Raw genomic sequence first — 15857 nt, forward strand, 5'->3', positions numbered from 1 at the left:
TCGAAAGCTGAATGCAGGTAGAATAAAAGTCAATTTTTTCTTAACCTTATTTTTGTTGCTCTTCGATAACCTTAGGAACACGCTTGTTCATTTATATCCCGGAACAAATTTTTGGAGTGCATCAACAAAGCTGCATACTTATCCTGTTGACGTACGATGCTGATTGGGCTAATACTAAATTACCCGGTGAAGTAAAACTTCTTTAAGAATAAATTCTGCTATGCGTGGAAACAGATTTCTTAGCAATATAAAAGCTAAAGAGATTTATCTGATAAGTGTCAGATTACCTTTTAAATTTCCAGCTGACTCAATACCATCCAATGTACCAGTCCAGGTCACATAATAAATGTAAGTGCCCATTTCGCATTTCACTTCTTTGGCACGACCGTCCCAGCCAACAGTATAATCTGAGGATAGATAGACGATTTGTCCCCAGCGGTTATAGATGCGGATGTTGTAGGTTTTGATGTTGTATCCAATAGGAAGATAAGTATCATTTACGCCATCGCCGTTAGGAGAAAAAGCAGTGGGCATAAACACACTGGTTGGACATTTAAGCGCAACGGTAGTTGAGTCACTACTCTTACATCCGTCACTTGAGGTGATCGTGAGTCCATAGATACCGGGTTGCAATACTGTTATTGCGCTCGTGGTTGAACTATCGGTCCATAAATAGCTGGCATATCCAAGCGGACCTTCGAGCAAAATAAACTGACTCGTACAAAGTACGGTATCGTTTAAAAATGAATCCGGTGGTTGCTGATAAAATCCAAAAATTTCTGCAGTATCAGTTTGTACACAGCCGTTAAAATCGGTTACGGTAACATAATAAATTCCTGGTGTTGTAGCAGTAAAAATGGGTCCTTTAGAACCATCCTGCCAGATATAATCTGAAAAAGCTCCGCCGTTAAATATTATCTTATCGCCTTCACATAAGGACGTATCATTCCCGATCTCAAGCGGTGCAATTCCAAAATTATTCACCTTAATTGAACTGAGTCCGATGCATCCATCTGTATCAACAACGGTAACAAAATAGACACCGGGATCCGTAGCATTGTAAGTTTGTGTGGTTGATAAATCCTGCCATAGATAGGAGCTGAATCCTGCGCCGGCATCAATTACCACTAATTGTCCGGCACAAACTATAGTATCATTACCCATGCTGTAAACAGATGGAGGTAAAAATCCAACATGAACAGTATCAGCACTAAAACAACCAAGCATATCAGCGGCTTTTATTATATAGCTGCCGGAATCAGTCACAACAAAAAATGAATCGGTAGAACCGTCCTGCCACAAAAAAGAACTATAACCGGCGCCGGTTGAAATAGTGTCAGTCCCCAGTGGACAAATATTAAAATCACTTCCTAATGAAACAGGAGTACTTGAAAGTGGAAGTGTTTGTGATGGAAAGTTGAAAATAGTTGTTCCAGCCGCACCGGCAGTAGCACCGTTAGGCGTATTGAAGCAAACACTGGCTGGCTGCAACATTAAGCCGGGAGATCCACCATTGGCAGTGAAAGAAACATTTATAGGAACTGCCGCACCAGTACTCCAAAGAACTCCTCCGCCTCCGCCACCACCAGGTCCCTGGCATCCGGTAGGAATCACATTATTGGAAATTGATCCGCCATCACCTCCATCTGCTGAAATCGTCAATGGACTCAATACTGTTATGACATCAAGCGCTACTACTCCTCCGGCTCCGCCACCACCGGCACCCTCATCACTTGTAATATTGGTTTGATCTTTTCCATCTGCTCTGATAGCGAATCCGTTAGGGTTAATCGTATTTGCAGAAATCATTACAATTCCGCCACCATGTGTTCCGGGGAAGATTGGTTGTGAATCATCACCTGTTCCATTACCTCCTGCACCACCTAAAAATATTTTTCCTAATGTATAATTCAATCCTAATCCACCAATGCCCTGCACAGCGGTTATCCCGCAACTGTTATCTTCGAAACCGCCTAAACCACCGGCTCCTTTATTTCCACCACCACCTCCGCCATTATTACCGGGATTCGATCCACCACCACCATTGGCTAATTTAGCACGACCGCCGCTCTGCGCATTATTTACATATTCAGCAATGCCTTCACCTTTCCAGCCACCAAGGCAATTAGTAGGATTGATGAACCAGTTTGCATTGTTGCATGCGTAAAAGCCGGTGTTACAGGCCGTGCCAGGGCGAAATCCTTTTCCGGTTACATTGATGTCAGCATTCATGTTAATCGTACCACCCGACATAAATGCAAGTATACCTCCCATAAGTCCGTTCCAGGGTGCGCAGGTAAGTGTATCCGTGATAGTTACATCACAATAAGCAGGCACTGTTACCAACTGAACTTTACCGGTAGTAGTATAAGCATTCACAAAGGGGGCGGCAACGGTGATATCATTTCCATTGATTGCCGAAATAGTTGCAAATTCCCAATTGCCTGCATTGTTGAGATTGGTGATATCTCCATATGCCGAAGTATTGGTGGTGGTAATGGACGCACCTTTCATCTGAATGATGATGATCTTATCGCCTACTGCAAACCCTGCGGTTGATCCAGCAGTAACCGTGGTTCCTGCAATAGCCAGCACTTGTGCGTAACTGTTGATAATGCCACTGATATTTTGAGCAACAGATAGATGGCAACAACATATTATAACGAAGACGGTCAGTAATTTTTTCATCCGGAAAAGGTAGTAGTCTGTGGCTTTTTTACTTTTTGAGATCAGTAAAGTGGCCAAAGTTAAATTTTTTCAGTTATCCGGCTGAAGTAAGGAATCCAAATGTTGAAAAGATGAGGAAGCAATTTTATTTGTCATATGTTTTACCATGTATCTTCGGACCGATACAGTGGATAAAATCTGTTTCATTCTTTTCTTCTCACCTACTAAATAAAACAACATGAACATGAATCTTACAACAATTGGCCGTATCCTTTTTGGTTTAACGGTTGCTTTTTTTGGCGTAGGCCATCTTACCAACGCGAATGCAATGAGCGGCATGATTCCTTCTTTTTTATCCGGAATGGCCGTTCCTATGGTTTATTTTACCGGCATTTGCCTGCTTGCGGCGGCAGTTAGTTTTATCATCAACAGGTACACTTACTACTCAGGGATTCTGCTGGCTGTTTTTCTCATAATCATTGTAATCACTGTTCATATGCCGGGACTTGCTGATCCTGCATCAGCACAAATGGCTGTCAGTATGGTTGTAAAAGACACAGCGATGGCGGCTGCAGCGCTGATGGTTGCAGGCATGGGAAAGAAATCATGAGCAGGATAGGTTCTAAAAATGTCAAAGTCCTTGCATATGGCAGGGACTTTTTTTTTGTAAACTGAATAAGTTATTTATTGAATTCCATGAAAGAGTCTGTCCCATCTGATCTTATCAAAACCTGACGCTTCCGCTTTCCATGACATCCATACAAACCATGCTTTCCCCACAATATGATCTTCAGGTACGAAACCCCAATAGCGCGAATCCAATGAATTGTGACGGTTATCACCCATCATCCAATAATAATTCATTTTAAAAGTATACGTGGTGGTTTCTATGCCGTCAATTAATATGCTGCCATTCTTTTCAATGTGGAGTGTGTGACCCTCATATACACTTATAGTTCGCTGATACAGCGAGATGTTATTGGTATCAATGGAAACAGTAACTCCTTTTTCAGGAATCCAGAACGGACCAAAGTTATCTACGTACCACGAAAAATGGTGAAGGTCATTTGGAAAGATCGACTCCGGAACCGTTCCTTTAGGCCAGATTATTTCTGTGACAGACCGTACATTCTTCAGTTTAAGAAGCGAATCAACTGCAGTTTTTGTGAGACTGGCACGAAACTCACCCGGATTAGAGAGCCGCGAAAACTCAGTTATATCAAGGTCGTCCAATAATTTTGCACTTATAGAAGTACCATCCGTAATAATGGAATACTCTTGTTGTTGCCTGGGCCGGTCAGCAACTTTTTTTCCATTGATAAATATTTCTGCGTCTCTTATCTCCAGCGTGTCACCCGCAATAGCGATACATCGTTTGATATAATTTTCACGCTTATCAACAGGACGGAAATCTTCCATCGGATAATTAAAAACTACCACATCGTTGTTTCTTATTTTTTGAAATCCGGGCAATCTTAAATAAGGAATGGTGATCCATTCCAGGTATGAATTACCATTTGTGAATGGCAATGTATTATGAACAAATGGAAAGCTGATAGGAGTTTGCGGTATTCTTGCACCATAATGCATTTTGCTCACGAAAAGAAAATCACCGATCAACAGTGATTTTTCCATCGAGGCTGTCGGGATGGTGAATGCTTCCATCAAAAATGCGCGGATAATTATCGCTGCTATTACTGCAAAAATAATAGCGTGAACCCAATCACGTGATTTGGATTTTTTCTTTACCCCAACCTGACTTTTTTCTTTTGGTATTAATCCAAACATTTCAACAATCACTTTTATAATCCACTGAATACCGAGATTTCAATAGGCATGAACAAGGATGAAAAATTGCAGAAATCCGGTAGTGCAACTGCTGTTGCGACAAATATTTACAGACGTTGTCACTTTTTAATGAATACCATGAAATAACCTGCTCCATCTGATCTTGTCAAAAACAGATCCGTTTTTATTCCACGACATCCAGATAAACCATGCTTTACCTACTATGTGATCTTCAGGAACAAATCCCCAGTAACGTGAATCATAAGAGTTGTGCCGGTTATCGCCCATCATCCAATAGTAATTCATACCGAAGGTGTACGCTGTAACTTCTTTGCCATCAATGATTATTTTTCCATCTTTGGTAACGTCCAGCTTATGTCCTTCGTAAATCGTAATCAACCGTTGATAAAGCGCGATATTATCTTTGTCGATATTTATTTTCACCCCTTTTTTTGGAATCCAGATCGGACCGAAATTGTCAATGTTCCAGGGAAAATGTTTAGTATCTCCGGGAAATAATGCTTCAGGAACCAGGCCTTTCGACCATACAAGCGGTTCCATTGATTTTACGTTTTTAAGTTTAACAATCTCTTTTGAACTGCTTTCAGTAAGATTGAAACGGAATTGCCCGGGGTTGTTGGTCGGACTATATTCAGAAATATCGAGATCCTGCAAGAGGCGCTCGTTGATGCCTGTTCCATCGGTTGTTACCAGGTAATCAATTTGTTGACCTGGCCAATCGGTATTTTTTTTTCCGTTGATATACACTGCTGCGTCACGAACTTCTAATGTATCACCTGGAATTCCAATACAGCGTTTGATATAGTTCTCCCGCTTATCAACCGGACGGAAATCTTCCATCGGGTAATTGAACACCACCACATCATTATTCTTAATGCTTTGAAATCCGGGTAAGCGGTAATAGGGAAGGTGTATCCATTCCAGATATGATTTACCTCCGATAACCGGCATGGTATGATGCGCAAATGGAAAAGAAAGTGGCGTTTGGGGTATGCGGGCGCCAAAGTGCATTTTGCTTACAAATAAAAAATCACCTACCATCAGCGATTTTTCCATCGATGGCGTTGGAATAGTATATGCTTCCAATACAAAAGTGCGAATGATGGTTGCTGCGATTACAGCAAATACCAGTGCATCAACCCACTCGCGCGTCTTTGACTTTTTCTTCTTTGATTTTTTTGCTTCCCTCTTTTGCCAGAATTTCCAATTCATTTCGTTTTGTTTAAGTCTTAAGTCTTTGGTCAATTAGTCAAATAGTCAATTACTCAATAATCAATAGTCATTTGTCATTAGTCAATAGGCACTTGACAATAGTTGAATCTTTTCAATTACAAACCTTACGAGTTGTTAATTTTTAATTGCTTTTATTAAACGGTTCTACAACTCACTACTCACTACTCACTACTCCAACTCACCAACGATATCCCCAAATTCAAAAAAACCTTTCTTATCATGAATCCAGTTGGCTGCTGCAATTGCTCCTTTTGCAAATCCTTCGCGTGAAAATGCTTCATGCCTGATTTCAATTTTATCTGTTGCAGAAGTATAGTCAACAACGTGTGTGCCTATGATTGCTTCTTCGCGGCGCGACAAAATTATCAATTCAGATGGATTGTCGCTTTTTGTTAATGGAAGTTCATTCTCGGTATTTACCCATTTCTTTTTTTCAACAGATTCCTTAATAAGATCATTGGCCAATGTTATAGCAGTGCCACTAGGTGCATCTTTTTTCTGAGGGTGATGAATTTCAGTTAAAATAGGGTTGTATTCTGGTCGTACACTCATCAACTGAGCAAGTTTCCTGTTGAGTTGAAAAAAGATATTGACACCAATACTGAAATTGCTGGCAAACACCAGTGAACCGTTTTTTTCTTCACACCACTTTTTTGCGTCATTTAATTTATCATACCAGCCGGTTGTTCCAACAACCATAGGAACACCGGCTCCCAGGCACCATTTAATATTATCAATAACCACTGAAGGAGTTGAAAATTCTATCACTACATCAGATTGTTGTAATAGTTCGGATGTGATGGCATAACGATTTGAAGCATTAATCTTCAAAACAACAGTATGCTTGCCTTCCTCCACAATACATTGCTCAATCATCTTCCCCATTTTTCCGTATCCGAGTAGTGTAATATTCATTTGTTAAGCAATTATTGAAAGTAATATAAATCGAATCATGTTGAAAATAAGATGCTCGTTTTTTTACTTCATGGTCAGGGTAAGCGTTAGTCCTCCACGCGCCACTCCCATAACCGGTGGAACATAAAAGGGTTGCACATTCATGCTTAAATCATCACTCACATCAAAGTGAAAAAGGTGTGCATCCACTACGGCATCAATGATATTAAGCGCATAGATTCCGGCAGCGATGATTATGGAAAGGTCTGTATTATGGCGATAAATATTGCTCAACTCTGATAGCTGCGTGCTTTCATAAACATCTGTATAAATAGTTTGTGTACTGGTGATGTACCAGACATCAAAAGAACTTAAATTAGTGGCTGTGTCACCATCACCACGTAATTGATAGGTTTTTTGAAAATTGGAGTAGATCGTATAATTGTAATAGATGAAATAACCGGCTGTAGCCAGGCCTGCATAAATAATCGGAATCTTCCAGTATTTTTTATTGTATGCCTGTCCCAATCCGGGTATAATGGCAGATGCAATTCCTGCTGCTTTGGGCGAATGTTCATCCGGAAAGAGGCGGAAAGTCTTCTGGCTTTTCAGGTTAGAAGCAGTATCCACTGGGGAGACTTGCAATGTATCCTGCGCCATAATTAAAGCATGGTTCGAAAAGAGCAGCAGTAAAAGCAGTGAAAGGAACTTTATGACAGAATATTTTATGAATGCTGATTTCAATGCAGGGCTTCTTTATCAGAAAAGGAAACTATAACGCAAAGAAACGCAAAGAATTTTTTATGCTTGAAAGTGCCTTCGGAAGTAATAAGTTATTCCGGGTTGTATGGATGCAACACAACTTGAGTTTTTACCGGGAAAATAATTCATTCGCCGAGTAATTCATAAAGCCGTTCAAGGTCGGTATCAGAAAAAAAGGAAATCACGATTTCACCTTTGCCAAGACGCTTTCTTTTAATAAGCACTTTAGTGGCAAGATGCGAAGCGATTTTTTCCTGGAGCCGTTGGTAAGCAGCAGGCAAAGTGGCTGATTTTTTGGTAATTGTTTTTCTTGTCTGTGTATAGTCACGTACAAGTGTTTCTACTGCCCTTACAGACAAATCATGCTTCATTGTTTCCTTAAAAATATGCAACTGTACCAATGGATCTTCTACGCTAATGATGGCACGCGCGTGCGCCATTGTAATCGATTTGTTTTTTATTGACTGCTGTATTTCAGGTGGGAGCTTCAGCAGTCGTAAATAATTGGTAACCGTAGTGCGGTTCTTTCCTACTTTCTCTGCGAGGTCTTCCTGTTTCAGGTTACATTCATCGATTAATCGTTTATAGTTGATCGCGACTTCCATTGCATTGAGGTCTTCACGGTGCGTATTTTCAATTAACGCCATTTCCAGCATCTGTTCGTCATCGGCAGACCTGATAAAGGCCGGAATTTCCAGCAGGCCGGCTGTTTTTGCTGCGCGCAGGCGGCGTTCACCGGCGATCAACTGGTATTTTTTTACAGAAATTTTTCTAACAGTAATAGGTTGAATTACGCCATGTACTTTGATTGAACCTGCAAGCTCCTGCATAGCAGTTTCATCGAAATCATGACGCGGCTGAAATGGATTCACCTCAATCTGATCGAGTTGAATATTGGAGGTGCTGCCAAGGATCGTGGCTTCATTGTTTACAGATGAATCCATATTCTCAAGCAGTGCACGAATGCCCTTTCCTAAATCTGGTCGTTTGTTAGTCATGGTCAAATTCGATAATTTTTTCAGCGGACTTCATTTTCGTGCTGTCATTTTTCTGCAGTATTTCACGTGCAAGATTCAGATAGTTGATGGCCCCTTTACTTTCTGCATCGTACATGATCACCGATTTTCCGAAGCTGGGTGCTTCCCCTAATCTGGTATTGCGATGAATGATCGTATCAAAAGCAAGATCACCGAAGTGCCGGCGTACTTCTTCCACCACCTGGTTGCTCAGTCGGAGACGGCTGTCATACATTGTTAATACTATACCTTCAATTTCAAGATCCGGATTCAGGCGTGTTTGAATAATCTTAATTGTATTCAGCAATTTACCAAGGCCTTCCAGTGCGAAGTATTCGCATTGCACAGGCACCAGCACAGAATCGGCTGCAGTGAGCGCATTCACAGTAATTAATCCGAGTGAAGGAGAGCAGTCAATGATGATATAATCAAATTGGTTTCTGATCTCCTCCAACACCTGGCGCATAATGCGTTCCCTGTTCGGATGATTAATCAATTCTATTTCTGCACCAACAAGATCGAGATGCGCAGGCACCAGGAAAAGGTTGGGTGTTTGCGTTTTGAGCAGGATGTCTTTTATTTTCTGTTCTCCAATCAGGCATTCATAAATGCTGGTGGTAATATTCTTAGGGTCGAAACCGATTCCTGAAGTGGCATTTGACTGCGGATCGGCATCAATCAGCAGTGTTTTGTATTCCAAAACCGCAAGTGAAGAAGCCAGGTTAATGGCCGTGGTGGTTTTTCCCACACCGCCTTTTTGATTGGCTATGGCGATAACTTTTCCCATGTATAAGAAGATTTCAATGGGTCATTATTCCCGACGGGAGACCTCTTGTCAAAGGTACAATTATGATGATGGAAGAGTGGAATCAGGATTGAAAGTTATACACAGGTTGCGCCATTTGCAAGTTAGTATTTTATACGTTCCGCAGAAATCAAGTACCGGCTTGCAAAGTTTTGTGTGCAAAATATTCCAACACTTTACAAGCCGGTGATTATTTTTTTTACTAAAACTTTAAGCCAATTTTCGCGAAAAGAAATGTACCATCAAAACCCATTTGCACTGCATCCCAGGCTCCACCGGTTTCTGTTTCATAAGGATCGTAATAATCAGGATAAGTATTGAAGAGGTTCACTGCTCCAATGTTCACTGAGATATTGTCAGTGATGTTGTAACCAAGCGTCAGATCAACAGTAAACTTCATGTCGTAAGTGTAAGGCTTGGGGTCATAATCATAAAATGTCAATGGCGCCCATTCATTAATGTGGAGGTTAGCAGTAAAGTCTTTGTGTTGATACGCTATACCTAAGTTAAATTTGGTGGGCGGCGCAGAATTCACGAGGAATGCACTGTCGCGTTGCCCGAAATAAGAATCTTCTTTTCCCTCCAGCAATCCGCTGGTGTTTACTGCATCTACTTCCATTTTATTGATATTGCTCACGAAAGAAAACGAAAGCCGATCATTATTCCCTAAACGCATTGAATAATTCAATACCACGTCAAGTCCGAAGGTTGTAGTATTTACTGCATTTGTAAAAAATTGTGCTGCCGTTACATTCAAAGCATCCAGTGTAGGACCAATGATCGGATCGCTGTTATCAAACTGTCCGGTAAGTACGATGCGGTCATTTATTTTTACATAATAGCCATCAACCGTAGCTGTAAATCCCTGGCCATTGCTCGCAGTAAATCCAAGACTTCCTGTTAATGCTGTCTCTTCTTTGAGAGGTGGAATGCCAAGCGCCTCCGTAATAGGGTCAACATTATTGGCGATTACCGCGTCAAAAATTTTTCCATTTTGAACATTCGTAAATGTCTGGTTGAAATAAACCTGTGCAAGTGAAGGAGCGCGGAATCCTGTACTTACAGATCCTCTCAATGCGAAGTTACTTGTAAAAGCATATCGGGCTGCGAGCTTACCATTGATGGTACCACCGAAATCGCTGTAATTCTCAGCACGGATAGCGGCATCCAACATAAAGTCATCAGTAAGATCTAACTCTACATCAGCATAACCTCCGATATTAGTTCTGTTTTCATTCACTTCATTTGCGGGACGGAAACCTGGAAATCCCTGAGAACCGCCTGGACGAAATGTTGTATCGTTGGTTTCTTCATCAATAGAAAAAATTACGGGACCGTATGTTTGCCAGGATCCTTCTTCACCAGCAAAAATCTGGTAATTCTCCGAACGGAATTCTCCTCCAAAAGCGATGTTTAATCCACTCATAACGTCTTTGTAAAAGCGGCTTGCATCAAGTGTAATTGTGTTTTGCGAAAGTTGAGTTCCACCATCGTCGAATGATGTTGGAGAGGCATCAACTAAAGAAGCATTCAGAGTATGATCGCCGTAGAAATGAAATTTATTGGAACCGTATGCATCGCTCAGATCAAATTTCCATTCTCCCAGCCGGGTGCGGATACCAACCGCTGAAGTGAGATCACCAATTTTTGATTGAATGATGGGATCAAATCCATCCGGGTAAATGCTGATCACATTTCGTGCATCATCAGCCACACGAGTGAATGCGAATGCATCTGTCTTACGATAATTGTAACCACCGAATGCATACACATCTGTTTTGTCGCTGAGCGGAATTTCAAGGTTTGCCATAAAGCCCGCACCCTGAGCGGCAGCTTCACCAAATTCATTTCTTACATCAGTATTACCGGGATACCAGTCTGCAGGAATATTTGCGCGATTGGTATGGCCGCTGTTCTGATAATCTCCGGAAAGATTAAGATACCCGTTTTTCGCAATCTTAAAACCATAATTGGCGCCTAAAGTAATTTTTCCTCCGTCAAAACTTTTATCATCAAAGCGGTATTTCGCAAGGTTGGCACCTCCACTCGCATTGCCGGTAAATTCTCCGGTAGATTTTTTCAATACAATATTAATTACACCTGCTATCGCATCAGAACCATATTGCGCGGATGCGCCATCGCGCAGAATTTCGATGTGATCAATAGATGAAATGGGAATAGCATTCAGATCGCTTCCGGTATTACCCCGGCCACGTGTTCCATAAATATTTATCAATGATGATTGATGCTGACGCTTGCCATTAATGAGCACCAGCGTTTGATCAGGACCTAAACCTCGCAATGTTGCAGGATCGGTATGATCAGCACCATCTGATCCTGATTGCTTGTTGGCATTAAAAGAAGGTGCGAGGTAATGAAGCAATTGATTTACATCAAGCTGTCCCATTTCGTTGGAAATTTTTTTCAGATCAATGTAATCAACAGGAACCGGCGTATTGGTTATAGAACGATTGAGAGAGCGGCTGCCTACTACTTCAATCGCAGCCAGTTCTGTGGCAGCGTCATTCATAATTACGTCAAGGCTTGTTGAACCGGTAATCGCAATTTCCTGAGGTGCATAACCTATGTAACTGAAGACAATTGATGCAGGAAGTTTTTTTATGATAATTGAGTAGCTTCCGTTTTCATCGCTATAAGCTCCATTAGTTGAACCTTTTTCCGCGATGGTTACGCCTGTTAGTGTCTCATTGTTTTTATCGGTAATTTTTCCTGTTACAGTAGTCTGTGCAAAAGAAAGAAGATTACCAGAGACTATGACAAGCAGCAGTAGTAAGAGTTTTTTCATGAGTATTTTTTTTGATGGAAGAGTAATGTAGGAGATTTGTAAATTGTCGTTAATAATAGGGACAATTTTTTAATAACATACTTTTCAACATAGAAGATGTCCATTTTTATCAGGTATTCTTTCTCAACAATTTAAATGACGAATGGCAATAATAAACCTGACCATTCAGGTTTGCTGCAAATACGCCTGGATCATTTTTGCCACCAGCTTATCAATTGAAAAAGTAAGTAAATCTGGTTGAAAATTTCCGGCAGCAATCCATCGAAAAGATTCCGCCCCATCTTTCTCTTCCGCAAAATCAAAAGGAAGTGCGGATATTTTGATTCCCATTTTCTCCAGAGGTTTGACCCGGTAGTAAATACTGATTACCTGTTTTGCGTTATCAAAAGCAGATATTTGATAAAAATCTGTCGTATAAAAATGTTCAGTTACTTCAATACGCTGGTTTAATTCCTCTCTCCATTCACGAACCAGGCAATCCCGTGTTCCTTCACCCAATTCCAATCCACCTCCCGGGAATTTGGTAAACCGCCGGCCATTTTGAAATTCATCTGCAACCAGTACGCCCATTGATTCATCTAACAGGATACCGTAAACCCTGATAGTGAATTGTGTTGGAAGATCAGATAGATTGTTCATGCTTTACAAACAAAGATAGTAATGAGCGAATAAAACGGTGAAAGCATAGACCGGGATAATTCCATAAACAGTCTATTATTCAATCAATATTTAGATACCGGATTGTTCTCAAATGAGGTCATTTGTAAAGACACTGTATATATCTTTTAAGCTAATTTTTTCAATCCAATTAATTTTTTACTACAATTGTTACACTAAAACCAAACGCGCATGAAACAAATTATTTACAAGCTATGCGTCACTCTGATTGCAATACCTGCGTTTTGCAATGCTGTATTTGCACAGTTTGACGTCAACGGCACCGTTACCAGTAACAAGGGCGAACAGCTCATTGGAGTAACCGTATCCGTTAAAAATACCAATACCGGTGCTGTGACTGATGAAAATGGATATTATACAATCCATGTTTCAGGGTCATCTGCCACCCTTATTTATTCTTACCTGGGTTTCCGGACTCAGGAAAAACAAGTGACAACAGGAGGTACTATAAATGTCGCTCTTGAAGAAACCAACACAGAACTTGATGAAGTAATTGTGTCCGGCTTGGCAACTAACGTAAAACGGACGAACTCGGCAAATGCTGTGGCATCTATTTCTGCAAAGCAACTTACAGGTATCACCACGCAATCAACATTGGATGCTGCGATCTACGGTAAGTTTACAGGAGCACAAATAACACAGAGTTCAGGTGCGCCAGGAGGCGGAATTGGAATTAGAATGAGAGGTATTACATCTATCAATGCTCCGGCGCAGCCGTTGTTTATAGTAGATGGTGTTTATGTTGATAATTCATCTATTGCAGCAGGACTTAATACTATATCCAATGCAGCAGGTGGTGGAAACACGGCAGTGTTTGATCAGGATAATGCATCCAACCGTATTGCAGATATAGATCCGGGAGATATTGAAACCATAGAAATTTTAAAAGGTGCTTCTGCTGCAGCTATTTACGGCTCAAGAGCTTCGTCAGGTGTGGTGATTATTACCACCAAACGTGGCAAGAATGCAATTAAGGACCATGCTAATGTTGAGTTCTCGCAGAGCGTGGGATTTCAAACTATGCTCAACCCCCAGGGAACACGTGAATGGGATGCAGACAAAGTAGCAAGTAGCTTTGGAGAAGGTGAAGTTCAAAATTTTCTTGATGCAGAATCCACCAATACCCTGCACGATTACGAACAGGAATTGTATGGAAACACCGGTTTTCTTTCTGATACACGTCTTTCATTCGCAAATGCAACTGATAAATCTTCATTTTATGCAAGCATTTCTCACAAAGCCGAAGATGGCATTGTAGAAAATACCGGCTATAACAAAACCAGTATTCGTCTGAATCTTGACCATAAGGTAAGTGAGCGCATTGATCTCGCAGTAAGCACTAATTATGTTAAAAGCTCTGCTGATCGCGGATATTTTAACAATGATAATACCAGCACCACGATGGGTATTTCATTTGCCGGAACTCCTTCATGGGCACAATTGCAGGCCGATGAAGAAGGGAATTATCCGGATAACCCGTACAGCGCTGCTAATTTTTTGCAAACACGAGACCTGATGACCAATAATGAAGCGGTTGACAGGTTTATCGGAGGTGCTAACCTTACGACAAAGATTGTAACGAATGAACGTCATTCACTAAAGTTGATTCTGAATGGAGGACTGGATGCCTATACATTCAAAACCACAGCGATATTTCCAAAAGAATTGCAATTCGAAAAGAATGGTAATGGTACCAATGGTGCTTCTATACAAGGTACTACTACCAGCTTCAATGATAATGAATCTGCGTTCCTGGTGTATTCGTTGTTTCCGGCGGCAGGCGGATTCAATTTACGCGCGCAAGCAGGTTTAACACGTGAAAGTTTCGACCGCAATACAATGATAGCAACGGCCACTCAGTTGATTGGTTCTCAAACCAATGTCAGTCAGGCTGGTGCAGTGGACATGTACCAATTTAGAAGCAAGCAGCTTGATTTGGGCGGCTTCGGTCAGTTAGAATTTAATTTCAATGATAAGCTGATTCTCACTGCTGGTCTCAGGGGCGATAAATCATCGAACAACGGAGACCCGAACAAACTTTACTATTACCCAAAAGCCTCAGCAGCTATCAACTTAACTGAGTTTGCTTTCTGGAATTCTGATGGCATGAACCAGTTTAAATTGAGAATTGCCTATGGCCAGTCAGGTAACTTCGCTCCGTTCGGATCGGCATTTACTTCATTGGGCAGCACAATTATTGAAGGTACAGCAGGTTCATTAATCAACACTACTCAAGGTAATAATGAGGTGGGACCTGAGCGTCAGAGTGAATTGGAATTCGGAACTGATCTTGGATTTCTTGATAGCCGCATAACCGTTGAAGCAACTTACTACATTAAGAATGTATCAGATCTTTTGTTGATTTCTCTGGTTCCGGCATCAACAGGCTACGTGAATAAAGTTACCAATGCTGCAGAGTTGAGGAACAAAGGGCTTGAGCTTGGATTAGGTATTGATATTATTAAGAAAGCAGATTTCAATTGGTTCAATCAAACTAACTTCTGGTTTAACCGATCCGAAATTACCAAGCTGGATATTCCATCTTATGCCGTAGGTTCTTTCGGAGCAACCCTTGGAACATTTTATATTGAAGAAGGCGCCAGTGCCACACAAATTGTTGGTATAGGTGATCCATCCGGAAAGGATACTTCTGATAATGGCCTGGTAGTTTGGGGAGATGCTGAACCTGATTTTCAGATTTCCTTTAATGAAAATCTCACATGGAAAAACTGGGAACTTGCATTTGTACTGCACTGGAAACAGGGCGGCGACAACGTGAACCTTACAACGCTGCTGACTGACATTTTCGGAACAAGTCCTGACTTTGATGATGTAAACCTTGATCCGGCAGGAGCTACTCCAAACGGACCGTACCGTCTTGGTCTTTTGGGTTCTTCGGCAGAAGTATTTGTGCAGGATGCCAGCTATGTAAGATTGCGTGAAGTGGGTCTTTACTACACCTTTGGTGATCTCAGTACCAAAACAAATAATACGCTTCAATCGGTGAAGGTGGGGCTTTCAGCTTACAACGCATTGAACTTCTTTAAATACCCGAGTTACGATCCTGAAGTTTCTAACTTCGGCAGAAACGGAATCTCCAGTGGTGTGGAAGTTAATCCTTTCCCTTCTGCGAAAAGATTTTATGCATCTGTTACCCTTAATTTCTAATCAGTTAAAAATTTCAGCA

11 protein-coding genes are annotated in these 15857 nt (G+C 41.2%); 2 read left to right on the forward strand and 9 right to left on the reverse strand.

Going from position 1 to position 15857, the window contains the following annotated elements; genetic code table 11:
- Positions 1–264: 264 nt before the first annotated feature.
- Positions 265–2688 (reverse strand): gliding motility-associated C-terminal domain-containing protein, encoded by a 2424-nt coding sequence (locus tag IPO83_01525; protein ID MBK9729961.1) that lies wholly within the window; start codon positions 2686–2688, stop codon positions 265–267.
- 223 nt (positions 2689–2911) lie between these two features.
- Between IPO83_01525 and IPO83_01530 the strand changes: the two genes are divergently transcribed.
- A complete protein-coding gene (locus IPO83_01530) occupies positions 2912–3277 on the forward strand; it encodes a DoxX family protein (protein MBK9729962.1) in 366 nt (121 codons plus the stop codon).
- Between the two features lie 74 nt (positions 3278–3351).
- Here the strand turns inward: IPO83_01530 and lepB (IPO83_01535) are convergent, their stop codons facing one another.
- The 8 genes from lepB (IPO83_01535) to IPO83_01570 all read right to left on the reverse strand — a co-directional run bounded on the left by lepB (IPO83_01535) (position 3352) and on the right by IPO83_01570 (position 12631).
- Positions 3352–4455: a signal peptidase I gene (lepB, locus tag IPO83_01535; protein MBK9729963.1), complete on the reverse strand. Its 1104-nt coding sequence runs from the start codon at positions 4453–4455 to the stop codon at positions 3352–3354.
- 126 nt (positions 4456–4581) lie between these two features.
- Positions 4582–5688, reverse strand: a complete 1107-nt coding sequence (gene lepB, locus IPO83_01540; GenBank protein ID MBK9729964.1) for a signal peptidase I — start codon at positions 5686–5688, stop codon at positions 4582–4584.
- A gap of 189 nt (positions 5689–5877) precedes the next feature.
- Positions 5878–6624, reverse strand: a complete 747-nt coding sequence (gene dapB, locus IPO83_01545; GenBank protein MBK9729965.1) for a 4-hydroxy-tetrahydrodipicolinate reductase — start codon at positions 6622–6624, stop codon at positions 5878–5880.
- Between the two features lie 63 nt (positions 6625–6687).
- Positions 6688–7263: a hypothetical protein gene (locus IPO83_01550; protein MBK9729966.1), complete on the reverse strand. Its 576-nt coding sequence runs from the start codon at positions 7261–7263 to the stop codon at positions 6688–6690.
- A 227-nt stretch (positions 7264–7490) separates the two neighbouring features.
- On the reverse strand, positions 7491–8363 hold the full coding sequence (locus tag IPO83_01555) for a ParB/RepB/Spo0J family partition protein (protein MBK9729967.1): 873 nt from the start codon (positions 8361–8363) through the stop codon (positions 7491–7493).
- Entirely contained in the window at positions 8356–9168 is an 813-nt protein-coding gene (locus tag IPO83_01560) for a ParA family protein (protein MBK9729968.1), read from the reverse strand. Before IPO83_01560 ends, IPO83_01555 begins: the two co-directional genes overlap by 8 nt.
- Before the next feature lie 220 nt (positions 9169–9388).
- Positions 9389–11992, reverse strand: a complete 2604-nt coding sequence (locus IPO83_01565) for a TonB-dependent receptor (protein ID MBK9729969.1) — start codon at positions 11990–11992, stop codon at positions 9389–9391.
- A gap of 165 nt (positions 11993–12157) precedes the next feature.
- Complete coding sequence (locus IPO83_01570; GenBank protein ID MBK9729970.1) at positions 12158–12631, reverse strand: NUDIX domain-containing protein; 474 nt, start codon at positions 12629–12631, stop codon at positions 12158–12160.
- Between the two features lie 210 nt (positions 12632–12841).
- Here IPO83_01570 and IPO83_01575 point away from each other — a divergent pair, with 210 nt between their 5' ends.
- Positions 12842–15838: a SusC/RagA family TonB-linked outer membrane protein gene (locus tag IPO83_01575; GenBank protein MBK9729971.1), complete on the forward strand. Its 2997-nt coding sequence runs from the start codon at positions 12842–12844 to the stop codon at positions 15836–15838.
- Positions 15839–15857: the final 19 nt, after the last annotated feature.

The sequence above is a fragment of the Chitinophagaceae bacterium genome, assembly GCA_016717285.1.
In the GTDB taxonomy this organism is placed as follows: Bacteria; Bacteroidota; Bacteroidia; order Chitinophagales; family UBA10324; genus JACCZZ01.

Coding starts and splice junctions, on each gene's coding strand:
- IPO83_01575 (MBK9729971.1), top strand. CDS start 12,842: ATGAAACAAATTATTTACAAGCTATGCGTCACTCTGATTGCAATACCT.
- IPO83_01560 (MBK9729968.1), bottom strand. CDS start 9,168: ATGGGAAAAGTTATCGCCATAGCCAATCAAAAAGGCGGTGTGGGAAAA.
- lepB (MBK9729963.1), bottom strand. CDS start 4,455: ATGTTTGGATTAATACCAAAAGAAAAAAGTCAGGTTGGGGTAAAGAAA.
- IPO83_01530 (MBK9729962.1), top strand. CDS start 2,912: ATGAATCTTACAACAATTGGCCGTATCCTTTTTGGTTTAACGGTTGCT.
- IPO83_01525 (MBK9729961.1), bottom strand. CDS start 2,688: ATGAAAAAATTACTGACCGTCTTCGTTATAATATGTTGTTGCCATCTA.
- IPO83_01550 (MBK9729966.1), bottom strand. CDS start 7,263: ATGGCGCAGGATACATTGCAAGTCTCCCCAGTGGATACTGCTTCTAAC.
- IPO83_01570 (MBK9729970.1), bottom strand. CDS start 12,631: ATGAACAATCTATCTGATCTTCCAACACAATTCACTATCAGGGTTTAC.
- lepB (MBK9729964.1), bottom strand. CDS start 5,688: ATGAATTGGAAATTCTGGCAAAAGAGGGAAGCAAAAAAATCAAAGAAG.
- IPO83_01565 (MBK9729969.1), bottom strand. CDS start 11,992: ATGAAAAAACTCTTACTACTGCTGCTTGTCATAGTCTCTGGTAATCTT.
- dapB (MBK9729965.1), bottom strand. CDS start 6,624: ATGAATATTACACTACTCGGATACGGAAAAATGGGGAAGATGATTGAG.
- IPO83_01555 (MBK9729967.1), bottom strand. CDS start 8,363: ATGACTAACAAACGACCAGATTTAGGAAAGGGCATTCGTGCACTGCTT.